We start from the raw sequence: 24,293 nt of genomic DNA on the forward strand, positions 1-24,293 counted from the left end.
GAAATCAACAGCAGGGCCGCCGCAGTGAATGACGGAGCAAATGACGGAGCAAATGACGAAGTGATGACTTATTCAACAACTTGAAATTAAAATCATCAAGAAATTCACGATTACTTGCTAGATTAAAGAATTCACGAAGTGCTCGCAAGTGTGATGATCTGATTCTGTTTTGGTGCAATGAAAGCCAACACGAGCCCGACCAGAGCGAGAAGCAAGACCATCAAGAATGCACCTTGAAGCGCAACATCGAAAGCATAACCCAACAGAGGAGGGCCGATTCCAATACCGATGTTCTTTAACAACTGAAGTGTGCCCATGGACTGGCCGGTGGAGGAACCACGGACAAACAAGGAGCAGACCGAAGCGGAAATCAGTGCAAAGCCCATCGACATCAAGCTCACACCCACCACAGTATTGATAAAGTTCAATGGAATTTGAACTGCCCAGATCACCGCAGCCCCAGCAATCATTAAACAGCAACCGATTCGAAAAATTCCATGATCGCTTAAAACGCGACTTAAACGAGGAAGAATCAGCCACTGCTGAAGCACGCTGAGGACTCCCGCAACACTGAAGACAAACCCAGCAGTACTCACAGTCACTTGATGAATATCGTGCAACATCAGACTTGCTGCATAGAGCCCGCCATAACCAGCCATCATCAGACAGGTATAAGCAAGACCGACAAGTTTTGGCCAGGAGCGATTTGGCTGAGCTAATGATTGTTTGGGCGAATCAGAACGCCTGGTTTCCTGAAATCCAGCAGCGATCAAAATCACATTCATTAACAACATAAAGCTTGCGATCCAGACAGGCAGGCGCACATTGAGAGTGGCAAAGAGACCTCCCAGACCAGGGCCAACAATCAGGCCAACCGCGCTGGCCATCGCCACCAAGCCGAACGTTTTCGTCTGATCTTTGCGAGGAGTGATATCTGCCATCACAGCCTCCGAAGTCGCTTCACTGCCACCGCCGAGGCCATCAACCAAACGCCCGAAGAACAAGGCAGGAACGGTTGATGCAACGCCAAAAATGGACATGCCTACGGTGCTGATGCCAAGGCAACCGAGCAGAATCGGTCGACGACCACAACGATCGCTCAACCTTCCAGCGATGGGGGCCGCAACTGCAGAGGTCAAGGTGATGCTCGCCATGACCAGACCAAGCATCAGCCCCGAGAGGTGGAAGCGAACGACGATGAAAGGGAGGATGCAAAGGATCAGAGTGCGTGCCACCCGGTCGTTGACCAGGGTGAAAAACACCAGTCGCAGCGTTTGGGAGCGTTTCACTGGCTGATTGGTCATCGCCCAGAGCCGTTCAATGCCACCAAGCTCTGCCAGCCATCACTGACAGAGCTTGATGCTCTTAAGTGACGTCGGACATTACACCTCATCGAAACTTGCCCCTTCCTGTACTGAGTCAACCAGAGTCAACACAGCTTGGATGTCATTGTCGCTGACAAACCTGACCTGAAAAGACTGAATCGATGAATCATGAAAACTGATTCTGTTCTGGTCAGCCGTCCATTATTTTTCAACCAATCTGAACTACCCAGCTTCAGGAGTGGGATGAGTTGAAGACACGCCCCAACTGTTCTTCTGGCCAGTACAAGCTTTAAATTCAGACCATGAAGGATCCGACCCTCATTGTTCGAAAGCTCATCAGCGAGCTTCGCGAGGAGATGTCGGATGCTGCGCGGGAACTGCGTAATCGAGCCAGCTGGGATCTGCAATGCCCTGTGATTGTCATTGATGCCAGAGAGCATCCCAAGCGCGTTCTGAAAACTTCGGTGCGAGGTCTCACTGGAACCATCACCACAAGCAATGTGATCGACAATCCACTGCTGCGATCATTTCTGGCTCGTTACAAGGAGGTGGGCGCTGACGAAGCCCTTGATGAATTCATGCATGGTCCGGAAGCAGAACACTTCTCCATGCTCTGGGATCGATATGCCGATGAACGCCATCGTCATGGACTCGCTGTTTGGTCGTATTCCGAGGCTGCCAAATTCGCCCTCAAATCCAAGCAGTGTTTCGATCAAGGCGAAATTGCCTGCGTCGCCATCACCGAGGGGAACGAGACAGATGATCACGGCGTTCTCACGTTTTCAGTGGATTCCAGCTGGCTCTCCTGAATCCAGCTGATCCACAACGCTGAATGATCGTTCGAGAGAATTGGCAGCTACGTCTGACTGGGGTCAAACCAAGAGCGCACATGTCATCAAATCGAGCCCGTCTGGACGTCTTGGTGTCTGAGTGCCGGGAGACGTTCGTGGAAGCAGCCATCAAAGTCAGCGCCGTGAGCGTATGGGATTTCTCCTGTCCTTGCGTCGTTCTCGATGGTCGTACGGATGAGATCAAAGCAGTGGTGATCGGAGTGGGGAGCATTGGCAACCTGGTGCCGACATCAGCCGCAATCGATCATCCAGAGGTCAAAGAATGGCTTCGGATCGCCACGGAGAAGAGTCCCGAGGTGGCCTTCGCCGAGATGCTGGATGGCGATGAGGAACGCGCCAAACGCTTTAACGAGGCTTACGAACGACTGATTGAAGAACGTCGATCCGGAATTAAAGGCCTTTGGTCTGCTGATGACCTCTCATCATTTGTCGCCAGAAGTCAGGCGGCGTTCCCCAAGGCCATCAGCGCGATTGCACTGCTACCAGGGCAGGAGGGTCAGAGTCACAGCATTCTCACGTTTGAAAGTGATATCAGGTCTCTGCTGAATTGATGACCTCGAACAAACAAGATTGCTCGTCAACAAAACCAGCGCGATTCGACTCTGATTGACACTAAGAATCGAGTCCGCTAGTGCTGCTTCTATACATACTGAACTCCTTGAAGACGGCTTCCGCTTCGTGAAAGTCTTTATCTTCCCTTAAAAAATAGAGTTGAGCTTTCCACCATTCCCAGGTGTCTTCATGGATGTCTTTTTTAAGGAGATCCTCCAGAACTTCGCTGCTCATGCCTCCTTTGCAAGTCAACGCAACCTAGAGAGCGTCATTACCGAGTCAATTGAGTTTCACAGGGCGTAACGCAGCCGTGATGAGGAGCGCCAAAAACCACCCAAACGTTCAAAACTCCTTAACGTTCCACGTCGAACATAAGCTTGAATTGAACTGACCCGGCCGACTACCCACCTGATCAAGCCCAACAGATGAAAACAGGGTCAGGCTTCCATCAGCGTCACCACTTCACGGGTGTTTGTGGAGAGATCCGCCGCAGCCAGTGTCGACAATGCCCGCTTCACGGCAGCCTGACGTTCGCTGCCATAGGTGCGCCAACGACTAAACACCTTGGCGAGCCGCGATGCTGTGATGGCATTGCGCTGATCCACCGCGATGATCTGTTCAGCCATGAACTGATATCCACTGCCATCAAGCGCATGGAAGACACGTGGATTACCCACAAGCCCACCCAGCACAGCACGCACTGAATTAGGGGCCATCGGGTCATAACGGGGGTGTTCCAACAAAGCCGCAACCCTCTCAAGAGCATCCGCGCGAGGCGTTGAAGCTTCAAGCGAAAACCAGGTGTCGAAAATCACCGGACGCTCCTGCCAGCGATCGTGAAACGATCGCAGAGCCTGATCACGCTCATCACAGTCAATCGGCTGCAATGCCCGCAGGCCTGCACGCGCCAATGTCATCGAGGGACCTTGGACTGCCTGCGCGGCATCGGAGCGCGCCACTGAATCACCGGCAGCAGCCAACCAGCTCCAGATCAGACCCGTGAGCTGGCGCTCACCCTGGCCAGCAGGCCAGGCTTGGTCGAGGCTGGACGCAACGCCATCGAGCCTGGACCTCAGCAAGGGTGCGAGCTGGGATCCGAGCAGCTGTCTCAGTTCACAAGCGGCTCTCTCCAGAGCAGGAGGGTCTGCTTCCACTTGCAGTGACTCAAGCTCGGCAGGACCAGGAAAAGCCAGCAGAGTGGCCAGTACGGCAGGGTCCTGTTCGCCGTCACCAGCGAGGAGCTGGCCAAGGGCATCCAGCATCCGTGACTCCAGTTCTGACTCAGGAGTGCCTGCCGCACGGGGAAGAATCAGCCGCTTCCACAGCTGTTGGCCAGCATCCCAGCGGGCAAAGGCGTCGTTATCACCGGCAAACAGGTCAAACAGATCGTCGAGGGTCTGGCCGGAAGCCCAGGTCACCGGAGCTGAAAAACGTCGGAATAACGAGACAACCGGAGGCTGTGCAGCAGGGGACAATCCCTCCAGGACAACGGTCTGTGTCTCCTGATCAAGCACCAACAGCCGTTCTTCTCCGGCACCTCCATTGGCCTGCAAGACAGACCAAAGAACAGGAATCACCAATGCTTGCTTCCTGTCCTGACCTGGCGTTGGAGCCGTGGACTGATGCAACGTCAGGCTCAGACGTCCGGCTTCGCCATCCCAGTGAGATTTCACCGTGACATGAGGCGTTCCCGCCTGGTGGTACCAGAGCCGAAATTGCTCAACATCGAATCCGAGAGGCTGACCGTCTGCTCCCGCGCCATCCGCGATCGCGTTGACAAAATCCTCTGTTGTGGCGGCTTCTCCGTCATGGCGCTGGAAATACAAGCTCATACCTCGCATGAAACGCTCAGGCCCGAGCAGAGTCCGCAACATGCGAATCAGTTCCGCCCCTTTCTCGTAAATCGTGGTTGTGTAGAAATTATCAATGGCCTGATAGGAGTCCGGCTTGACCGGATGGGCTGTTGGACCTGCATCCTCTCGAAACTGCGTATTGCGAAGCATCGCTGCATCTTCAATCCGCTTCAAAGGTTCTGAATGCAGATCAGCGGTAAAGCACTGGTCACGAAACACTGTGAGACCTTCTTTCAGCGACAGCTGGAACCAATCACGACAGGTGATTCGATTACCAGACCAATTGTGAAAATACTCATGTCCAACAACACTTTCAATCCGCTCTAGTTCCCCATCAGTTGCGGATTCTGCGTCAGCAAGAACCAGCTTGGAATTGAAAATATTCAGACTTTTGTTCTCCATTGCGCCCATATTGAAATGACGCACCGCGACGGTATTGAACTCATCAAGGTCGTATTCGAGACCATAAACAGACTCATCCCATTCCATGGAACGCTTCAACGACGCCATGGCATGGGCTGTGAAGGGCTCATCACCTGCTTCAACATGCAGACGCAGCGTGACGTCCCGTCCGGAAGCCGTGGCGTATTGATCCCTGATCTCGCGCAGGTCACCTGCAACGAGAGCAAACAGGTAAGAGGGCTTGGGGAAGGGATCTTCCCAGACAACCTCGTGCCGAGAGGCATCGTCTTTGAGAGCCGAAGCGCTGATTTCGTTTCCATTGGAGAGCAGCACAGGGAACCGTGCGCGATCCGCCTCGATCCGAACCCGATAGCGGCTCAACACGTCTGGACGATCTGGATGGAAGGTGATGCGACGGAAGCCTTCAGCCTCACATTGCGTTGTCAGCATTCCCCCGCTTTCGTACAAGCCTTCAAGCGAGGTGTTGGCCTGGGGATCAAGACGACTGACAGTCGTCAACGTGAACGGCTGAGTCGGAGGTGAGGGGATTTCAAGCTGTTCATCATTCAAGCGATAGGAGCTCGACTCCAGCGGATGTCCGTCGATGGAAATCGAAATCAGCTCAAGATCAACTCCACGCAAGACCAGTGGGGTGGCTGTCTTCGCATCAGAAGGCTCAAGATGCAGATCAGCCGTGACCAAAACCGAATCAGGCTGATGCACCACCACATTCAGCTCAATCCTGGGAATGGCGAATGGGAAAGGCCGGTAGTCGGACAAACGCTTGGGCGGTGCAACGCCAGCCCAACTGACGGTCGACTCAGAGGACGCGGTGGAAACCATGAACAGCTCACTCTTGTTAAATCCTGGCTCTCCCGATCAACAGGTGGCGGGAGGGAAAACCTCACCAGTTAACGAGAGCCCAAGTTTCGAAATCAAATCTCAAACAAGAAGCACCCAGAACGAATCAGAAAGTGCTGGCATCAACAAATGGGTTACACCAGCGATGTTCTGAGTGTCCTGAAAATTAAACGGTCAACAAAAACACGAGAAAACGGTTGTCAGGCGGTCAATATCGACTTTCAACCAAGAAAGCGAATTAACTGGCGATTGATTACACCAAAAACAAACATATTGAGATACCAGATCTGAACCAGCTCAACTGGAACAGACCTGGTCCATCAATGGTCAGCTTCCTGCCTGAGACTTCAACAGCTCCTCGGCCTTGGTCACCTCTTTCTTGTACTCCTGTGGCAAATCCTTGCCGCAACGAATGCCTACGACTGGCAGCAATTGCATCGCCAGACCATTCGCGACTTCCTCAGGAGACAAAGCCTGTCCATTCTTGACCCCTGAAATCTTGGAACCGTTGACTTCCTTGATGTAACTGACCATCGGAACCATATTGGCCTGCATTGCAGTCAAGAATGGAACCTTGCTTTTCGACAAAATGCACATATTGATCGATGCGATTGAAACCATCCGCTCGATCTCAATCGCTGTGGCCGGGCTCGTTGCTCCACCTGCCCCTTGAGCGAATGCAATGGAAGTATTGAGAGGAAGCGCTGCGAGGAGCAGAGCAGTTCTGAACGCCTTCGGAAGACTGGGACGGGTGATACGCACTGACAGACTTAGAGGAGCGGCCCCATGCTGCCTCATATCAGCGAAAAATGGCTAGGAACTTGTTGCGACAAGATCCATCCCTGACCAACAGCGGCACTGCTCAATCTCTGGGCCACCGGGTGCTTCCAGTTCGGGAACAGAACCGGACTTCAAGTCATGTCATTGCTCGGCACTCAGCTCGAGCCACTCCAATACCGTCAAGCCGGCCAGGGCTTATTAGGACTTTGATGACGAGACAACCATTCTGAGCGCGCGAATCGCTCTGGCTGGGACCGACGCATGACCGCGAAGACAGCTCAACTCAATCAGTTGTCAATCGGAGCGGAAGCATCTTCAAGACGGGTTTCGTGGTGATGTTCCACGATTTCCAGCTCACCTTTCTGCCAGCTGTAGATCGCGCGTGATCGGAAACGGTCCTGGTCAATCAATCGTGTGTATTCCTGAACATCCCAGTCGAGGTAATGCGATTCGAACACCACTTCATGTTCATCCACCTGGCGAATCCGAGTTCGCGATTCGACTTCTTCGAGATAGGCACGACTACGCAGCAACTGATGGCCCATCAGTGTTGCTTCCATGACACCTTCACGCTGGTAACGGGGTTTGCGATCGAAGAAATCTGTTTCGTGTTCAGGCCACCAGCTCATGCGGTAGTGAGGCTTGCCCACCCGGGATTCAGCAAAGATCTCCACCCGGATCATCATGTCCAGGAACAGCACCTCCTCATTTTTAAAAACGTATTGACGGCGTGAACGCCAAAGGCCGAGGTTGCGCGCAAACCAACGTCTGAGATTGCTGTCGAGGTAAACCCGCTGCGAAGCCGGAGACTCACCATCCGGGGGTGGAGCACCACGGCGTTCAACAGGGAGAAGGGCCATGAAAAGTCCTGACTGACAACAGTCTGTTCAAAATCGTCTTAGCGGTTCTGCTGACCTTTGCAAAAACCCATAAGGTAAGGCTCATCTTTTGGAGCAACACCTGGTGGGCGGGATCGATCCCACACCACGTCAGCAGCTGACTCTGCTCCTGGTCGCAGGTCGTCACCATCTCTCCAGCGGTGATCTGCGTTCGCTGATCCAGTTCCTGGAACAGGAGGACTGCGGTTTTGACGTGACACTCCAGGTGGCTGATCCTGTGGAGCACCCAGAATTGCTGGAGCTCCACCGCTTGGTGGTCACGCCTGCATTGGTGAAGCTTCAGCCCATGCCTAAGCAGGTTTTTGCGGGTAGCAGCATTTTTCAGCAACTTCGAGGCTGGGTACCCCGCTGGCAACAGGATGAAGTCGTGAGCGGACTCGGCCTGAGCCTGAAGCCCACGGAACTCGACGGAAGTCGTACCCAACGCGAGCTTCAACTCGAGGATCAGCTGCTGGTGCTGCGGCAGGAGAATGAAACCCTGATTGACCGACTGCAATCTCAGGAACGGCTCCTGAGAATGGTGGCTCATGAACTTCGAACGCCCCTGACAGCCGCGACGCTGGCACTTCAGAGCCAGCAACTTGGTCAGATTGATCTCAACCGATTTCGCGACGTCCTGAAACGACGCCTCGATGAAATCGCTCTGCTGTCCAAGGATCTGCTGGAGGTGGGCAGCACACGCTGGGAAGCTCTCTTCAACCCCCAGAGACTTGACCTGGCAAGCATTGCCGCAGAAGCCATCCTTGAACTGGAGAAGCTCTGGCTTGGCAGGGACGTGACCATCAACACAGACATCCCGGCCGATTTGCCGCTCGTCTTCGCGGATCAGAGGCGCATGCGTCAGGTGCTGCTCAATCTTCTGGAGAACGCGCTGAAATACACCCAGGACGGCGGCACGATTGCACTGGGCATGGTGCATCGCACCAGTCAGTGGGTGCAGGTGAGTATCAGCGACAGCGGTCCTGGCATCCCTGAAGCAGAACAGCAACGCATTTTTTTGGACCGTGTACGACTGCCCCAAACCTCTGGAGGAACATCGGGCTTTGGAGTTGGACTCTCCGTTTGCCGACGAATCGTTGAGGTCCATGGCGGACGCATTGGAGTTGTCTCTGAACCAGGGAAAGGAGCTTGCTTCACCTTCAATGTTCCCGTCTGGCAAGGACAAGGACAGGAGAAGTTGGCCGCTGCCTTGACGGAGGGTCAGTCGGAACCGTAATTTCATTTGGTGCCCGGGAGAACACCTGAGAGCACGGCCTCGCCCCCATCGTCTAGAGGCCTAGGACACCTCCCTTTCACGGAGGCGACAGGGGTTCGAATCCCCTTGGGGGTATTGATTGATTGGCCTCGAGCTTCATCACATCCAGTGCATGGATGTTTTTTTATGACAATTGATCATGACTTGAGGAGCTCATTTAAGAACCAAAAAAGTTCTATTCAAGAGGAAACCTCATGCCTCAGTGAATCTCTGAATCGTTTCTTGCTCAACCGCAAGGAGATTGTCATTGAGGTCTTGTCGTAGACGTTGTTCGATCAGTGCAACGGGCATGCCCAGGCATCCCTGAACAGTGAGTTCGTAGAGAACAAGTGTTTGATTGGGAACAGCCTGCAAACGCCAGGCACCCTCAAAACGCCGAAAATCACCTTTCAGCATTCTGAATTGAAGCAGTCCTTCAGGACGATGCTCCGTGAGTTCCAGCTGGACTTCAGCCGAGAATTTCAGACCTAAAACCAGTTGCTGACTGCCAACCTGGGAGAGAGTGACTCGATTCCCGGAACGCTCTATCAGTTTGCTGCTGCTGAGATTGGGAATGAAATTGCTGAGACCTTCATAGTCAGTGAGCACCTGCCAAAGGTGATCCACTGTTTGATCGGTTCGCAGCTGAACAGCTAACCGACGAACTCCCTGGGGCAAACGCTCAATGGTCTGCTCAATCGTCTGCTGACGGCCTCTGGTTGCTCGCTGAAGAGACGTCAAGGAGTCGGCGAAGTTCAACCCGAAGAAGGTAACAACGGAATCCTAATGAAAGTCAGACTGAAGGCCAGACCGCAATCTGATGTGAAGGTCTGGTCGACTCAGAGCCGACGTCGATAACGCGACTATGATCGCGCGAACTTTCAAGGGAACCGAGATTCCATGCGTGTCAGCTCGGCGGGTACCAGCAGCTACAACGAACGGATGTTCACGCTGGTCGTTGTCTGGCTGCAGGCCGGCAAACACATTCGATCGGAAGAACGCATCACCGTGTCCTACGACCGCCTGCAAACCACTGTTCAGGCAATCAATGCCAGAGGTGGCCGGATTCAGTCTGTGATTCCAAACAATGAGCCAATCCAGGCTGGGGAGCAGGCTACAAAAGCTACAACCGCTAAGGCTGCTGCTGCCAAGGCTTCTTCCTCGAAGGCTTCCACCTCGAAGTCTTCCTCTTTGAAGGCTTCCGCCTCAAAGGGTCAAGCCAAACAGGCTTCCGCAAAGCCTGCTTCCAAAGCAGTTGCAGCTAAAGCTTCTACCAAGCCCGTAACCAAAGTGGATGCTTCCAAGGCTCCTGCAAAGCCTGCTCACCAATCGGTTCCCGTCAATCTCTACAAGCCCAAAACCCCATTCGTGGGAACCGTTCTGGACAACTACAGCCTTCTGCAGGAAGGTGCCATTGGACGGGTCCAGCACATCACCTTCGACCTCAGTGGTGGTGATCCGCATCTTGAGTACGTCGAAGGCCAGTCAATCGGCATCATTCCTGAAGGAACCGACGCCAAAGGCAAGCCTCACAAGCTGCGTCTCTACTCGATTGCCAGCACGCGCCATGGAGACAACATGGCGGGTAAGACCGTCTCACTCTGCGTGCGCCAACTCGAATATCAGAACGAGGCCGGAGAAGAGATCAAAGGGGTCTGCTCCACCTATCTGTGCGATATCAACCCTGGTGACAAGGTCAAGATCACAGGCCCTGTGGGCAAAGAGATGCTGCTTCCTGAGGATGAAGAAGCCAATGTGATCATGTTTGCCACTGGCACCGGCATCGCTCCGATGCGCACCTATCTGCGTCGCATGTTTGAAGCCAGCGAACGTGACAAAAACGGTTGGAAGTTCCGCGGGAAAGCATGGCTGTTCATGGGTGCTCCCAAAACTCCAAACCTCCTTTACGACGACGATTTCGAGAAGTATCAGTCTGAATTTCCTGACAACTTCCGCTACACGAAAGCGATTAGTCGTGAACAGAAGAACACCAAAGGCGGTCGCATGTATATCCAGGATCGCGTCCTGGAGCATTCCGATGAAATCTTCTCCATGATCGAAGATTCCAAGACTCACGTCTACATGTGCGGACTGCGTGGAATGGAACCCGGCATCGATGAAGCCATGACAGCCGCTGCATCCTCCAAGGGATTGGACTGGTCTGAGTTACGTCCTCAGCTGAAGAAGGCAGATCGCTGGCACGTTGAGACTTACTGAGTCTTTACAGTCAGTTTCAAGACAAAAGCCCGCCGCAAGGTGGGCTTTTTTTTGTTTGGGTTGTCCCGAGACGACGACAAAACGTGGCGGGATGTTCAGGAGCACTGTCAGCGCGGAGATTCCTGGTTAAACCTTCGTCAGAGCTTCCAATGTCATGAGCGCAACGATGACAAACCCGCTGAGGGTAGGCCTGCGTCAGGAACGAGTGATCGCTCCCCAATGCCTGGTGATCTTCGGCGCAAGTGGTGACCTCACGCATCGCAAATTGGTGCCGGCGCTGTTCGAGCTGTTTCGACAGCGACGCCTGCCCAGTGAATTCGCATTGCTGGGATGTGCTCGTCGCCCATGGAGTGATCAGGAATTCCGCCAAAAAATGGCGGAAGCCATGCAGACCACGGTGAATGAGAACCGTGCGGCCTGGGAGCAGTTTTCAGCAGGTATGTTCTATGAACCGGTGGATCTGCAGAAGCCAGAGGATCTGGTCAAACTCGGACACCGGCTCGATGAGATCGACAGGACGCGAGCGACCCGCAGCAACCGCACGTTTTATCTATCGGTTTCACCCAAGTTCTATGGCAGCGGCTGCCGCTCTTTGGCCGATGCAGGACTGCTGAAGGATCCGCAACGCAGTCGTGTGGTGATCGAAAAGCCCTTCGGCAGGGATTACGGAAGTGCCCAAAACCTGAATCGAGTGGTGCAGAGCTGTGGTCAGGAAAATCAGATCTTCCGCATTGACCACTATCTGGGCAAAGAGACCGTTCAGAACATCATGGTTCTGAGGTTTGCCAACACGATTTTCGAGCCGATCTGGAACCGGAACTACATCTCGAGTGTTCAGATCACAGCTGCGGAAACGGTCGGTGTTGAGGAGCGGGCCGGCTACTACGAAACATCAGGTGCACTCAGGGACATGGTGCAGAACCACCTGACCCAGATGCTGGCGATCACAGCGATGGAAACGCCTGGACGCTTTGATCCGGAAGCGATCCGCAGCGAAAAAGCGAAGGTTTTGCAGGCGGCACGGCTCGCCGATGAAAACGAACCCTGGAACTGCTGCATCCGCGGTCAGTACGGCCCGGGTGGAACCCAGGACTCACCTTTGCCGGGCTATCGACAGGAACATGGCGTGGATGCCAACAGCACCACAGAAACCTATGTGGCGATGAAACTGTTCATCGACAACTGGCGTTGGCAGGGCGTGCCCTTTTATGTCCGCACAGGCAAACGACTGCCGAAACGCCTCAGCGAGGTGGTGCTGACCTTCCGGGAGGCGCCGGTGCATCTTTTTGATGCCGCAGGAGGAGGGCCAACCGCGAATCAACTGGTGTTGAGAATTCAGCCCGATGAAGGTGCTGAATTCCGTTTTGAAGTGAAGTCTCCGGGCTCCGGCATGCGCAGCCGACCTGTGGAGATGGAATTTTCCTACGACGAATCATTCGGAGAGCCATCTGATGAGGGCTATGTGCGCCTGCTGGCCGACGCCATGCTCGGGGATCCCACGCTGTTCACCCGCAGTGATGAGGTGGAAGCAGCCTGGCGTCTCTACACCCCTCTTCTGGAGCTGATTGAAGACAGCCCCTGGCAGCTGCCGATCCACCCCTATGAGTCAAGAACCTGGGGACCTGCAGCATCCGATGCCCTCCTTGCCCGTGATGGCTTGCTCTGGCGACGTCCATGACCAGATCCGACTGACCACACCTGTCCCAATCAACCGGCTGCACCATGTCCCCCCAGCTCACACTCCAAACCCCTCTCGAACTGCCGCCCTCTGAGGTTCCGGGCTATCTCGAACAGCTCTGGTCGCGGGATCAGCCCAACAACGTCGGTGCCCACACGTTCTGCCTGCTCATCTGGCAACCGGCCTGGGTTGAGCAACAACTGGTGCGCACTGGCCGCCTGGATGGGCCGATCACCGGTGTGCAGAGATCGCAGCTGATTGCGGCAGGACGTCAGGCTGTGGTGGACGGCGATCTGCCCATCAGCACACCACCGCTCACCGAAGCAGTGGCGACGTGTCTCGGCCAGATGGACGGGGGGCATACCAGTGAGGATCTGCGAGGCCAGCATGTGGATGCCGCTCTCAGCAACCTGCGCCCAAGGCGACTGATCACTCTGGCTCCAAGCCTTGATTCCGAACAGCCGCTTGAAACCCTAGTGGCTGCCTACTGTCCGCTTCCGGAAGAAGGCGGTGGAACGGCAGCCTGCGGGGATGTTGTGGTCTTGCGTGGAGGCAAGCCTGCCCTCCAGGAGGGTCTCGCGATCCTCGATCCTCTGTTGCCAGAGGAACTCCCCTCCTGGGTGTGGTGGAACGGAGCCCTTGATGAAGCCCCTGAGCTGCTGCAACAACTGGCCAGCTCACCGCGTCGTCTGATTCTCGATTCCGCCCTGGGAGAGCCTGGTTTCTGCCTCAACCTGTTGGCCTCCAGGATCGAAGCGGGGCAGGCGGTCAACGATCTGAATTGGCTGCGCCTTGGCAGCTGGCATCAGACCCTGGCCATGGTCTTCGATCCACCGCATCGCCGCGATGCCCTGGGCCACGTGGTTCAGCTCGACATTGATGTCGAAGGCGACCATCCAGTCCAGGGGCTGCTGCTCGGATCCTGGATCGCCGACCGTCTGGGCTGGAAGCTGCAGCACACCCAGCGCAACCCTGACCAGAGCATCAGCGCGAACTTCAAACGAGCTGACGGCACTGATGTTCAGATGCGCGTGTCGCCAGTTCCCATGGGACAACCCAGCATTCATCCTGGTCAGATTGTGGGTCTGCGACTGATCTGCAAACCAGACAACCAGCCTCCGATCTGCGTGATTCTCTGCGCTGAGTCCGGGGGCTGCATGCGACTCGAAGCCGGTGGAATGGCCAGCATGGAACTGATTGAAGAGGTCGTTCCAGTGCAACATTCCCCAGTGGAGGCGGATGTGTCTCGCCAACTGGAAGGGGGACATGACTCCACCAACCCTCTGCTGGCTGCAGCGGCCCCGCTGGCTGCCAAGCTGATCAGCTAACTCCCAGCTGAGCGGGGTCTCTCCTGTCGCTCCGCTCCAACCATCTCCGCTCACACCATGGCCTGCGTGATCGCTGCTCCGGCCAGCGGCAGCGGAAAAACCCTGCTCAGCCTCTGCCTGATTGCCTGGGCCCGCGAGCTTGGGCAAAGGATTCAGCCCTTCAAGGTCGGGCCCGACTATCTCGATCCGCAGCTGCTCTCGTTAGCGGCGAACCAGCCCTGCAGAAACCTTGACCTTCCGCTTTGCGGCGCGGACTGGGTGCAGCTCAGCTTCAACGGATATGGAGGGAGTTGTGACATGGCCCTGGTTGAGGGCGTGATGGGCCTGTTCGACGGCATTGGATCCAGCTCCGAAGGGAGTACTGCCGATGTAGCTGTGAGCCTGGGCCTTCCAGTGGTGCTGGTGGTGGATGCTGGTGGGCAGGCCCGGTCTCTCGGCGCACTGGTCCGAGGTTTCAGAGATCTGGATCCACGCCTCAATCTTGCTGGCGTCGTGCTGAATCGTGTGAGCAGTCCCAGGCATCGGGAGCTGCTGGAGGAGGTGCTCACGGACATCGGAGTGCACTGCCTGGGCTGTCTGCCAGGGGATCCCAACCTGGAGCTACCCAACCGTCATCTCGGTCTTGCTCCCGCCCATGAACTGAACTCCCTGCAGAAACGACTGCGGCGCTGGGCTGCTCTGGCGGAGCAGCACCTCAACATGGAAGTGTTCCGCGATCTCCTGCAAGCACCAAGGCCCGGTCCTGACCCGATTCGACATGTCCTGTCTCCAGACCTGGAGACAGCACAACAACAATCATTGCCCGTGGCCGTCGCACAGGATGAGGCCTTTCACTTCCGCTACCCCGAGATGCAGGAGTGCCTGGAGCTGCTGGGGATGCCGGTGCTTCCGTGGAGTCCCTTGAGCGATACAGCTCCACCAGCGGAAGCGACCGGCCTGATCCTCCCCGGGGGATTTCCAGAGCTGCATGCCAACCAGCTGAGTGAATGCAAAACAACCTTTTCAGGCCTACACGCATGGATTCGCGACAAGCCGATCTACGCCGAATGCGGAGGGATGCTGCTGCTAGGTCGAGGCCTGGCCGATCCAGACGGGACACTGCATGCAATGGCTGGTCTCCTGCCGTTTGAAGCCCGACGAGGGCGACTGCAGGTGGGCTACCGACAGCTGCAGGCTCGAAGCGACAGTCTGCTGTTGCGCAGGGGTGAAAGGCTCAGAGGCCATGAATTCCATCGCTGGCAACTGTGCCGTGAATCGGATGAAAGCGTTGGCAGCTCGGGGGCGCTGTGGCAGGTTGAAGGTTGGAAAGTTGAGCGGAGAGCTGAGGGATGGAACCTGCCCAATCTCCACGCAAGCTGGGTCCACCTCCACTGGGGAGGATCCTCGATGATCCCCTGCAGATGGCGCGCCGCGCTCGGCTGCGCAGCGAAGCGGAACGTCGCCGCTTTGTGACCCGCCAAACCCGACAGAGATCGGTCACTCTTCAGGAACGCTGGCGTTTTCTGGTGGAAGGAAGCGTTCAGGGCGTTGGTTTTCGGCAGGCCTGTCGTCGACGTGCTCTCGAACTCGGTCTCAGCGGCTGGGTTCGCAATCTGGATGACGGCCGAGTGGAGGTGCAGGCCGAAGGTGATCAGCTCCCCCTCAACGAGCTGAGGCTTTGGTGTGAACAGGGTCCCAGCGAAGCGAGGGTTCGTCTTGTTCGGCCCTGCCAGCTGCCGATCACCGGTGCCGACTGGTTCGAAATCCGTCACTGAGAGTGAGTCGGCAAGGGGTTCTAGGCGAAGCCAAATCAACCACTGATGGTCACAATCTGAACAGAGACGGCTGTTTCTGGCCATGACCAATCAACGCCAGCTCTGGCTGCTTCGCCATGGAGCCACCGAATGGGCTCGAACCGGACGTCACACCGGCAACACCGACATCCCCCTGCTGTCGGAGGGAGAGGACGAAGCAAGGCAACTGGCTCCTGTCTTGAGCCAACAGCATTTCGCAGCGGTCTTCAGCTCACCTCTTCAACGCGCTCGGCGAACCTGCGAACTGGCAGGGCTGGGCGGGAGCATGACCGTGATGAAGGAGTTGCTGGAGTGGAATTACGGAGATTACGAAGGCATCACCACCCCTGAAATTCAGCGCAAGGTGCCCGAGTGGAATGTTTTCACTCATGGCTGTCCGAATGGCGAAGACGCTGAGGCCGTGCAACAACGCTGTGAAGCCGCGATTCGGATTGCCATGGAATCTCCGGGAGATGGAGACGTTGCAGTGTTTGCCCATGGACATCTTCTGCGGGCCTTGGCCGGGACCTGGCTTGGACTGGGAGCCGTGGGCGGCAGGCTGCTGATGTTGAGCACCGGAAGTCTCTGTGTGCTCGGTTTCGAGCATGGAAATCATGCGATCGTGCGCTGGAATGCGCCTGCTGACGGCCGGTTCTGATGAGCGACACAACCCTCTGGGCGGAACTGCTGGCCTATGGCACCGGCATTGGCCTATCGCCGATTCATATCGCCGTTCTCTTGCTGCTGCTCCTGGGCCCGAATCCCGTCAAACGGGGCGGTTGGTTCGTCGCAAGCTGGGTGATCACCACACTGCTTGCCGCCACGCTTCTGGTCACTGTCGGCCATTCGCTTGTGCTGGACATGAGTCATGGCTCCCATCACCGCACGGGCCTGGATCTACTGGCAGGCGGAGCGCTGGTCGCCATCGGTGGACGAGAACTGATCAAATCCTTCACCGAAGGTTCGGAGCCACCGGCCTGGACCAAAGGCATCGACCGTTTCCTGGCCATGCCGCTGCCGCTGCTGTTGTTGCTGGGTTCCGTCGGCGAAGTCATCAGCCCCGACGACATCGTGCTGTTCGCCAAGTCAGCTGGAGTGGTTCTGTCCGCGCAGTTGCCCACCTGGCAGGAAGCGGTCGGTCTGGTTGCTTTCACATTCGGGGCCAGCCTGTTTCTGCTCACTCCTTTGGTTGCCGTTGTGATCGGCCGCGACAAGGTCGTTCCCCTTCTCGAGAAAGGGAAAGAGGTGCTGTTTGCCCGGGGAAGTCTTGTGGTTGGTGGAGTCAGTCTGGGGCTGGGGATCTACCTGGGATGGCAGGGTGTGAGCGGGCTAACAGCGATCTGAACCGAACCGCGAGCCCTCAGTGGCAAGGTCATGACCGATTAGTCAATCCCGCGTAATGCCTTGCTCCAGGAGGCTGCATTGCCTTGGCTATCACCCACCAAGTACACCCCATGCCTGGCACGACTGACTGCCACATAAGCCAGCTGTTGATGGAACACCTGCCTCTCCGGCGCAAGACGCTCAAGGCTGCGAGGGAACACATCATCAGCAACAAAAACCTCACCAAAGCTGCTGCCCTGACTGCGATGCACCGTGAGCACTGCAGCAGGCCCAAGTGATGCAAAAGCATCCCTCACCAGGAAGTAACGGCGCCAGAGCGATCGCCCGCCACGTTTCCCGGCGTTCCTTGCTTCCTGAGCCAGACGCTTCAGCAGTGCATCCAGTTGCTCCCTCGCCTGACTGCCGGAAGGAGGCTGAAGGCGCAGATTGAGCTCAAGCTCGCCGCTGCGTACCCTCGCATTGAGGGTCTCAATCACGGGCACGCCCAGTCCGGCCAACGACAGCTGAGATTCACCAGCAACGCCGAACTCCGCCAGATCGCAGCGTTCCGGAGACACGTCTTCAACCACGAGTTCTCGGTTGGAACCCAACACCAGATCGGGTTCCTCGCCGGTCTCGCCTCCGTCGCTGGAGGCCGGTGCCATCACCGCAGTCCGCGTGATCAACACCTCACCCGGCAGCACAGCCATCTGATCCGCCATCTCTCCATGAATGGCCCTGCGAGCGTGGGGGACCAACGCGTCCAGGCGGCGATTGGTGTAACAGAGGATTCGCGCCGCATCGGGGTTATCGCAGGCCGAGGCCTGGCGCAGACCCTCCTGAGCACGCGACAACCAGTCACCTCGACTCAGCACTCCCACCTGACCGAGATCCGATCGAACGGGAGGCAGCAGCGGTGGCACCTCGCAGGGCAAGCGACCGTCGCGCAGACAACTGGCCAGTTGCAGGACGGGGCCCTGATGACGCACAACCTCACGCAAGCAGGCGGAAACAGCACGATTCATGCCGAACACCGGACTTTCGCTTTCACCCACCGGTGGCAACTGGGCCGGATCACCCACGAACACCAGTCTTGTTTTGAACGGGTGAGCACACTGCAAGGCAATGGACAGCAGCGAGCTGTCGACCATCGAGGCCTCGTCGACCAGCACAAGGCCGAGATGCTCCAACGCTGCGGCCGTTTGTTCAGTGGATTCGCACAGCTCCCGATCACCCTGTCGCTTGAGCTTCAGACGCAGCAAGCGATGAATGGTGGAGGGGTACCAAGTGGGCTGAAGACCTTCGAGACTGAGAGCCTGACGTAAAACCCCCACGGCTTTGTGGGTTGGAGCCACAACGGTCCAGCAGAGGCCGCTGCTTTCCACTTGCCTCAGCAAGCGCATCGACAGAAAGGTCTTGCCACTGCCGGCGTAGCCACTGAGGACGAAGGGAAGGCCAGCGTCCTGCTGCTGCAGCCAGTCGGAGAAAGCCTCTGCGGCCTTGTGTTGATCCTCGGTGAGGCTCAGTTCAGCGTGGGGAAATGACGTCAACCCAGAGCGTTGGTGATCAGTTGCGTCAATTGAAGCGGCGATCCCAGATAGTTGAGGCCCAGCAAGGCAATCATCGGGCCCAGCAGGCTCCCAACCAGTACTTCCGTTCGGGAATGTCCAAGTCGTTCCTTGAGTGGTTTCTCGAAAGGTGTCTTCCAGAGCGATTCCGGCAAGGCATTGACCCGTTCTGCGGTGAAACCGGCGGCACGCCTCACACCGCTGGCGTCGTACATCACCACGAACGCCACAGTGGCGGCCAGGGCAAAAACGGAGGATGCAAATCCCTCCTGCCAGCCCACAGCCGCAGCCGTACCGCTCACCAGTGCTGCATGGCTTGATGGCATCCCACCGGTTTCGATCAGCACCGCAGGCCTCCAGCGGCGAAAGACGATGAGTTCAATCACCAACTTCGACAGCTGAGCCAGACCGCAAGCTGTAAGCCCCCAGGCCAGAACTCCATTATCAAGAATCTGCAGAGGGATGCTGAGAGAGACGTCATCCATCGTCAACGGTCCCGACTGGCCACGTAATCGGCTAATGCAAGAAGAGGTTGAGCCTTACTTTTCCAGGGCTGCAGGGCAGCCTTGGCCTCTCCCACCAACTCGAGGGCGCGGGTTCTCGAAGGCTCTAGGCCGAGCAGCTTGGGATAAGTGGTCTTGTCAGCAAGCAGATCCTTGCCCGCGGTCTTGCCCAGCACTTCACTGCTGGCCGTGACATCGAGAATGTCGTCAACAATCTGGAACGCAAGGCCGATGCCATTGGCGTAAGTGCGCATGGCCTGAACTTGGGCATCACTGGCGCCGCCGATCAAGGCACCCGTCACCACGCAGGCCCGCAGCAGTGCAGCGGTCTTGTGCAGATGGATGTATTCCAACGTCTCCAGGTCGACCTGTTTGCCTTCGCATTGCAGATCCACCACTTGTCCCCCCACCAGACCAGGAGCTCCGGAGACCATCGCCAGTTCTCCGACCACCTTCACCAACCTCTCGGCAGGCACATCGGCACTTCGCACCGACACCATCTCGAAAGCGCGGCTGAGCAGCGCGTCTCCGGCGAGGATCGCCATGGCATCGCCGTACACCTTGTGATTCGTCGGCCGGCCACGCCTCAGGTCATCGTTGTCCATCGCCGGCAGATCGTCATGGATCAGCGACATGGTGTGAATCATTTCGACCGCAACCGCCGTGGGCATGGCCTGAGAGGGATCGCCACCGACAAGCTCACAAGCCGCAAGACACAAAATCGGTCGTAATCGCTTTCCTCCCGCCAGCAGGGAATAGCGCATCGCCTCCCTGAGAGATTCGGGCCGTTCAGGCCCCATCGAGGCGTCCAAGGCAGCTTCGACCCGCTCGCGAGACCGGTTCAGATAAACCTTGAAATCAAAGCTTTGCTGAGGCTCACCCGGCGGCGGAACGCCTTCAGGGCTAGTCGCCGTGGCGGTCATGGGGAGCGCAATGCTGGGCGAATTCTGTCAGGCCGGCGGGCACCCAAGCACCATCAGATGATCAAGTCGGCCAGATCGTGATCGACCCCGTGACGACGGCACCAGGCCACAACGGTGTTCACCAGAAGCATCGTGACGGTCATGGGACCAACGCCTCCGGGTACCGGCGAAAGCGCGGCGGCAATGGGCTCCAGCTCTGCTGCCTTCACATCACCACAGAGTCCGCCCTCAGGACGCCGGTGGATTCCGACATCCACCACAACCGTGCCTGGGCTCACATGCTCTGCTCCGAGCATTTCCGGGCGGCCGGCCGCCACCACGAGAATCTCTGCCTGACGCGTCAGAGCAGCGAGATCCTTCGTCCGAGAGTGGGCAATGGTCACCGTTGCGTTCGCGGCCTGCAACATCAGAGCCATGGGCTGCCCCACCAGAATGCTGCGCCCGATCACCACGGCACGACGGCCCGCAGGATCGATGTGCGCACTGCGCAGCATCGCCATCACTCCGGCAGGGGTGCAGCTCCGGGGACCCTGTTCGCCCTTGAGCAACCGGCCGAGATTGAGCGTATGCAGACCATCGGCATCCTTTTCAGGATCAATCTCAGCCAACAAGGGAGTTTCATCCAGTCCCTGCGGGAGCGGAAGCTGCAACAGGATCCCGTCCACCCTGTGATCCGCATTCAATGCACGGATCGCCTGCAACACCTGCTCAGGCGTGGCCTCTGCTGGAAGGTGAGACCCATAGCTCTCAACACCGATACGGGCACAGGCCTTTTCCTTATTGGCCACGTAGACCGCACTGGCGGGATCGTCGCCCACACGCAAGACAGCCAAGCCCGGCGGGCGACCGGCGGCCTGGCTTGCAGATTGGACCTGAAACTGCAGGCGTAGCTCGAGTGTTTTGGCCAGGGCCTTGCCATCCAACCTGAGGGCCATTGCCATCTGATGTATGTGAATCCAGCATGCCGCTCCGACAGAGCTAGCGTTTGTGCTGGATGCTCCCGGCTGACTTGCGTTCGCATCGCCTTGCACGTCTCTGGAGGTCCTGGCTCAGGAGCGAATCACCTCGCCGGCCGGTGCTGCGTTGGAACAGGTTCCAGAAAGCCACACTGCTGATCCTCTGTGTTCTGGTGGCACTGGTGTCCAGCTGGCCCTGGCTGGTGGAACCCGACCTGCGGCCAGGTCTGGCCGCTCCCTTTGATGCAGAGGCACCGAAGGACGCCAGGGTTGTGGATAGCGAGGCCCTGGAGCAGAGGCGTTCAAGCCTGGGATCCAGCACCTTCGTGCAGGTTCTGGACCCCCAGGAAAACGAGCTGATCCGCATGCGGCTGGAGCGACACCTCAGCGAATTGGAACGGGTCGCAAACAGCAACGATGCCGAGCGTATCGGTCCTGTGAATCTGTCTCTCAACGAGCAGCGATGGCTGGAGAAACGAACCCAGGATGAGCGTCGGGATTGGGATATGGCGCTTCGCCGCGCGCTCGACCGGATGCTCAGTCAGGGGCTTGTCAACAGCCTGGCACTTGAACAGCTTCAACGGGCCAGCGACCTGCAGCTCGAAGACCTCAACCAGGGCGCGCCAGCAGGCCGAAGTCTGGGCAGCAAGGTGCTGACCACAACGCTTCAGGGCGCCAGCAACCTTCAAACCGATCCACTGCGAAGCCAGCGACTGATCGAGGAGCTGATCACCCAGCAAGGAATCCCCACCATTGAAGTGAATCGCGGCGATCTGATCACCCGCAAGGGAGAGTCGATCAGCTCACAGGCCTACGACGTTCTCGATTTCTTCGGGATGGTGAATCGCCGGCCGAAGCTGGGCATCTGGATCACACGTTTCACAGAAGCACTGGCCAGCTGCGGAGTTCTGCTGCTGGTCATGCGCCGCGAACGTCCCTGCCTGGAGGCACCCCATGGCCTTCTGGCTCTGGGTCTGTTGCTGCTGAGTCAGGCCTGCAAACTCTGGTTTGGTGCTTCGGTGAGCCCCCTGGCAGTGATCGTGCCGCCCACTCTGCTCCTGGCTCAGGGCCTCGGCACCACTAGTGCACTGGCCTGGATGGCTGTGACCAGTCTTCTCTGGCCAACCCCAGTGACTGGCCTGGGCGAAGGACGCCTGCTGATCGCCGCGGCCACCGCCACCGTCGCTGCATTGCAAGCAGGTCGCTTGCGCAGCAGAGCACAGTTGCTGCAGCTCGCCGTCTTGCTGCCGGTGGGTGCATGGCTGGCCGAGCTGGTGTTGATGAGCCGAGAGGGCCAACCGCTTGCTGGGTCATGGATCCGCTTGCCATCCGATGCCGGAGAACTCGCCTCGGAAGCCCTGTTGCTTGGGCTGGCAATGATGCTGGCGATCCTGGTCATTCCTCTGCTGGAAAGCTCCTTCGGGTTGCTGACACGAGCACGCTTGATGGAACTTGCTGATCAGGAGCGCCCGTTGCTGCGGCGGCTGTCTTCAGAAGCCCCAGGCACCTTTGAGCACACCTTGATGATCTGCGGTCTTGCCGAGGAGGGTGCGCGGTCGATCGACGCCGATGTCGACCTGATCAGAACAGGCTCCCTTTATCACGATGTGGGCAAGCTTCATGCCCCCAACTGGTTCATCGAAAATCAAACCAGTGAGGAAAACCCGCACACTCGGCTCAACGACCCTTTGGCCAGTGCAGGAGTGCTCCAAGCCCATGTGGATGAAGGGCTGAAACTGGCACGTCGCTATCGGCTTCCTCGCCCGATTGCGGACTTCATTCCTGAACATCAGGGCACGTTGCGAATGGGATATTTCCTGCATCAGGCCCGTCAGCAGAATCCCAACATCTCTGAGAAACGCTTCCGTTATCACGGACCGACGCCTCGCTCGAAGGAGACCGGAATCATGATGCTGGCGGACGGCTGCGAGGCTGCATTGCGCTCACTGCCGCCGGACACGAGTGATCAGGAAGCTCGTGACACGGTCAAACGAATCGTTGAGGCGCGCATCAGCGACGGACAACTCAGCCAGAGCAGCCTCACTCGGGCCGAACTGGAACTGGTGATGCAGTCGTTCGTCCGTGTTTGGCGAAGAATGCGTCATCGCCGCATTCCCTATCCCATTCCCGCAAAGCGCAGCTTCTCCGCTTAAGCCCAGTCAGCCTGCGCCCAGCTCGGAAGTGCAGAACGCACACGAACCCGTCGCTGTTCGTACGGGTCCTGAAAGCTCAGCGCATACGCATGCAGATGCATCGGGCCCTGAACGTCGGAAGCGGTATAGATGCGATCCGCACGGATGGGAGCCCCCACGGCAGCCAGATGCGCCCGCAATTGATGGGATCGGCCGGTCAGAGGCCGCAACCACAGACGTGTGCAATCGGTTGACTGCGTCCACTTGCGCCAGAGCGTGCAACAGGGCTTGCCCTCAGGATGCGGTCCATACAAAGGCGGATGGCGCTGCAGCCTGGCCAGGGGCAGGTGAATGCTTCCCCCACGTCCCAACAAAGGACTGACCACATCAGCGAGATAAAGCTTGTGAACTCTGCGGGCGGCAAACAGAGCACTGAGCGATCGCAAGCTGCTCTGATTTCTGGCCACAAGAACGAGTCCAGAGGTATCCCGGTCGAGGCGATGCACCAAGCGAAGCTCAGGGCAACAGTCCTGAAGTCGCGTGATCAGGGAATCACGTTGATGAAAACCCAGACCAGGCTGACTCAGCAGGCCGGATGGCTTATCGACCACCAGATATTGAGGGTGCTCGAGCACGAGAGCACAGCCCGCGAGCTGAGGAACAGCTGCTGCCAAGGCATCAAAGCCTGACGCCACGGCGATGGGCAGGGCGGCACCAATAGATCAGCGCCAGCACATTGATCAGCCCGAGCACCACTGGTCCCAATCCCATGGTCTGGGGCTCAAGCCCCAGAACCAGGCGAACAAGGCCATAGGGAATGGCTCCGGCAAGACTCATGGAAAGGGCCACGATGGCCAGAATCACACCCCAGCGTCGCTGTGCCAGCAAGCCAGCTGAGGCCACGATGCCCACAATCGCAGCGGGCCAAGCCAGAGAGAAGGCGAGGCTGATGTTGGTGATGGCAATGCCGGAAGAGGATCCTTCTCGGAATGCCAGCAGGCCGATCACAGGCAGAGCGATCAGGTTGGCCACCAGGCCTAGCCAGGTCATCAACCAATAACCGTTGAGCCGCGGACCCATGGAGAGATGCCATACATCTGCACACCGTAAGGTCCGTGCCCAATCCACCTGAGCCA

The 24,293-nt window shown here is 57.4% G+C and carries 23 protein-coding genes and 1 tRNA gene; 13 read left to right on the plus strand and 11 right to left on the minus strand.

Annotated features, from left to right (window positions below):
• Window positions 1-131: 131 nt before the first annotated feature.
• On the minus strand, window positions 132-1,304 hold the full coding sequence (locus AC6EI9_RS05335) for an MFS transporter (protein ID WP_498469483.1): 1,173 nt from the start codon (window positions 1,302-1,304) through the stop codon (window positions 132-134).
• Window positions 1,305-1,627: 323 nt separating this feature from the next.
• Here AC6EI9_RS05335 and AC6EI9_RS05340 point away from each other — a divergent pair, with 323 nt between their 5' ends.
• Entirely contained in the window at window positions 1,628-2,134 is a 507-nt protein-coding gene (locus AC6EI9_RS05340) for a hypothetical protein (RefSeq protein WP_498469484.1), read from the plus strand.
• A gap of 80 nt (window positions 2,135-2,214) precedes the next feature.
• The gene (locus tag AC6EI9_RS05345) at window positions 2,215-2,727 is read left to right on the plus strand and encodes a hypothetical protein (protein WP_498469485.1); all 513 of its coding nucleotides are present in this window, start codon (window positions 2,215-2,217) and stop codon (window positions 2,725-2,727) included.
• A gap of 438 nt (window positions 2,728-3,165) precedes the next feature.
• On the opposite strand, the gene pepN is transcribed toward AC6EI9_RS05345, so the two are convergent.
• The gene (gene pepN / locus AC6EI9_RS05350) at window positions 3,166-5,826 is read right to left on the minus strand and encodes an aminopeptidase N (RefSeq protein WP_498469486.1); all 2,661 of its coding nucleotides are present in this window, start codon (window positions 5,824-5,826) and stop codon (window positions 3,166-3,168) included.
• Between pepN and AC6EI9_RS05355 the strand changes: the two genes are divergently transcribed.
• Complete coding sequence (locus AC6EI9_RS05355; RefSeq protein ID WP_498469487.1) at window positions 5,825-5,998, plus strand: hypothetical protein; 174 nt, start codon at window positions 5,825-5,827, stop codon at window positions 5,996-5,998. The genes pepN and AC6EI9_RS05355 overlap by 2 nt on opposite strands.
• Before the next feature lie 173 nt (window positions 5,999-6,171).
• On the opposite strand, the gene AC6EI9_RS05360 is transcribed toward AC6EI9_RS05355, so the two are convergent.
• Window positions 6,172-6,465: a DUF8650 domain-containing protein gene (locus AC6EI9_RS05360; protein ID WP_498469488.1), complete on the minus strand. Its 294-nt coding sequence runs from the start codon at window positions 6,463-6,465 to the stop codon at window positions 6,172-6,174.
• 446 nt (window positions 6,466-6,911) lie between these two features.
• Complete coding sequence (locus AC6EI9_RS05365) at window positions 6,912-7,484, minus strand: hypothetical protein (RefSeq protein ID WP_498469489.1); 573 nt, start codon at window positions 7,482-7,484, stop codon at window positions 6,912-6,914.
• A 103-nt stretch (window positions 7,485-7,587) separates the two neighbouring features.
• Between AC6EI9_RS05365 and AC6EI9_RS05370 the strand changes: the two genes are divergently transcribed.
• Entirely contained in the window at window positions 7,588-8,739 is a 1,152-nt protein-coding gene (locus AC6EI9_RS05370; RefSeq protein ID WP_498469490.1) for a histidine kinase, read from the plus strand.
• Window positions 8,740-8,780: 41 nt separating this feature from the next.
• Window positions 8,781-8,853, plus strand: a tRNA-Glu gene (locus AC6EI9_RS05375).
• 117 nt (window positions 8,854-8,970) lie between these two features.
• Here AC6EI9_RS05375 and AC6EI9_RS05380 read toward each other — a convergent pair.
• Window positions 8,971-9,498 (minus strand): SRPBCC family protein, encoded by a 528-nt coding sequence (locus tag AC6EI9_RS05380; protein WP_498469491.1) that lies wholly within the window; start codon window positions 9,496-9,498, stop codon window positions 8,971-8,973.
• Window positions 9,499-9,657: 159 nt separating this feature from the next.
• Between AC6EI9_RS05380 and AC6EI9_RS05385 the strand changes: the two genes are divergently transcribed.
• The 7 genes from AC6EI9_RS05385 to AC6EI9_RS05415 all read left to right on the plus strand — a co-directional run bounded on the left by AC6EI9_RS05385 (window position 9,658) and on the right by AC6EI9_RS05415 (window position 17,096).
• A complete protein-coding gene (locus AC6EI9_RS05385) occupies window positions 9,658-10,974 on the plus strand; it encodes an FAD-binding oxidoreductase (RefSeq protein ID WP_498469492.1) in 1,317 nt (438 codons plus the stop codon).
• A 154-nt stretch (window positions 10,975-11,128) separates the two neighbouring features.
• Window positions 11,129-12,652: a glucose-6-phosphate dehydrogenase gene (gene zwf, locus AC6EI9_RS05390; RefSeq protein WP_498469493.1), complete on the plus strand. Its 1,524-nt coding sequence runs from the start codon at window positions 11,129-11,131 to the stop codon at window positions 12,650-12,652.
• A 44-nt stretch (window positions 12,653-12,696) separates the two neighbouring features.
• A complete protein-coding gene (locus tag AC6EI9_RS05395) occupies window positions 12,697-13,980 on the plus strand; it encodes a glucose-6-phosphate dehydrogenase assembly protein OpcA (protein WP_498469494.1) in 1,284 nt (427 codons plus the stop codon).
• 57 nt (window positions 13,981-14,037) lie between these two features.
• Window positions 14,038-15,432 carry a cobyrinic acid a,c-diamide synthase CobB gene (locus AC6EI9_RS05400; RefSeq protein ID WP_498469495.1) on the plus strand — a complete coding sequence of 465 codons (1,395 nt, stop codon included), beginning with the start codon at window positions 14,038-14,040 and terminating at the stop codon, window positions 15,430-15,432.
• Complete coding sequence (locus AC6EI9_RS05405) at window positions 15,381-15,734, plus strand: acylphosphatase (RefSeq protein ID WP_498469496.1); 354 nt, start codon at window positions 15,381-15,383, stop codon at window positions 15,732-15,734. Before AC6EI9_RS05400 ends, AC6EI9_RS05405 begins: the two co-directional genes overlap by 52 nt.
• 82 nt (window positions 15,735-15,816) lie before the next feature.
• Window positions 15,817-16,410, plus strand: coding sequence for a histidine phosphatase family protein (locus AC6EI9_RS05410; RefSeq protein WP_498469497.1), 594 nt, complete (start codon window positions 15,817-15,819; stop codon window positions 16,408-16,410).
• Entirely contained in the window at window positions 16,410-17,096 is a 687-nt protein-coding gene (locus AC6EI9_RS05415; protein ID WP_498469498.1) for a GAP family protein, read from the plus strand. The genes AC6EI9_RS05410 and AC6EI9_RS05415 overlap by 1 nt, the downstream gene beginning before the upstream one ends.
• Window positions 17,097-17,134: 38 nt before the next feature.
• Here the strand turns inward: AC6EI9_RS05415 and AC6EI9_RS05420 are convergent, their stop codons facing one another.
• Genes AC6EI9_RS05420 through folD form a run of 4 tightly spaced genes read right to left on the minus strand, consistent with a single transcriptional unit; the run spans window position 17,135 to window position 21,004 of the window.
• Complete coding sequence (locus AC6EI9_RS05420) at window positions 17,135-18,625, minus strand: ATP-dependent DNA helicase (RefSeq protein WP_498469499.1); 1,491 nt, start codon at window positions 18,623-18,625, stop codon at window positions 17,135-17,137.
• The gene (locus AC6EI9_RS05425) at window positions 18,622-19,128 is read right to left on the minus strand and encodes a divergent PAP2 family protein (protein ID WP_498469500.1); all 507 of its coding nucleotides are present in this window, start codon (window positions 19,126-19,128) and stop codon (window positions 18,622-18,624) included. The genes AC6EI9_RS05420 and AC6EI9_RS05425 overlap by 4 nt, the downstream gene beginning before the upstream one ends.
• Before the next feature lie 2 nt (window positions 19,129-19,130).
• Window positions 19,131-20,069, minus strand: a complete 939-nt coding sequence (gene crtE, locus AC6EI9_RS05430; RefSeq protein ID WP_498469501.1) for a geranylgeranyl diphosphate synthase CrtE — start codon at window positions 20,067-20,069, stop codon at window positions 19,131-19,133.
• A 53-nt stretch (window positions 20,070-20,122) separates the two neighbouring features.
• Window positions 20,123-21,004 carry a bifunctional methylenetetrahydrofolate dehydrogenase/methenyltetrahydrofolate cyclohydrolase FolD gene (gene folD, locus AC6EI9_RS05435; RefSeq protein ID WP_498469926.1) on the minus strand — a complete coding sequence of 294 codons (882 nt, stop codon included), beginning with the start codon at window positions 21,002-21,004 and terminating at the stop codon, window positions 20,123-20,125.
• A gap of 59 nt (window positions 21,005-21,063) precedes the next feature.
• Between folD and AC6EI9_RS05440 the strand changes: the two genes are divergently transcribed.
• The gene (locus tag AC6EI9_RS05440) at window positions 21,064-23,178 is read left to right on the plus strand and encodes an HDIG domain-containing metalloprotein (RefSeq protein WP_498469502.1); all 2,115 of its coding nucleotides are present in this window, start codon (window positions 21,064-21,066) and stop codon (window positions 23,176-23,178) included.
• On the opposite strand, the gene AC6EI9_RS05445 is transcribed toward AC6EI9_RS05440, so the two are convergent.
• Window positions 23,175-23,852 carry an RluA family pseudouridine synthase gene (locus AC6EI9_RS05445; protein ID WP_498469503.1) on the minus strand — a complete coding sequence of 226 codons (678 nt, stop codon included), beginning with the start codon at window positions 23,850-23,852 and terminating at the stop codon, window positions 23,175-23,177. The genes AC6EI9_RS05440 and AC6EI9_RS05445 overlap by 4 nt on opposite strands.
• Window positions 23,836-24,237: a hypothetical protein gene (locus tag AC6EI9_RS05450; protein WP_067097773.1), complete on the minus strand. Its 402-nt coding sequence runs from the start codon at window positions 24,235-24,237 to the stop codon at window positions 23,836-23,838. Before AC6EI9_RS05450 ends, AC6EI9_RS05445 begins: the two co-directional genes overlap by 17 nt.
• Window positions 24,238-24,293 lie beyond the last annotated feature (56 nt).

The sequence above is a fragment of the Synechococcus sp. MIT2312 genome, assembly GCF_059772315.1.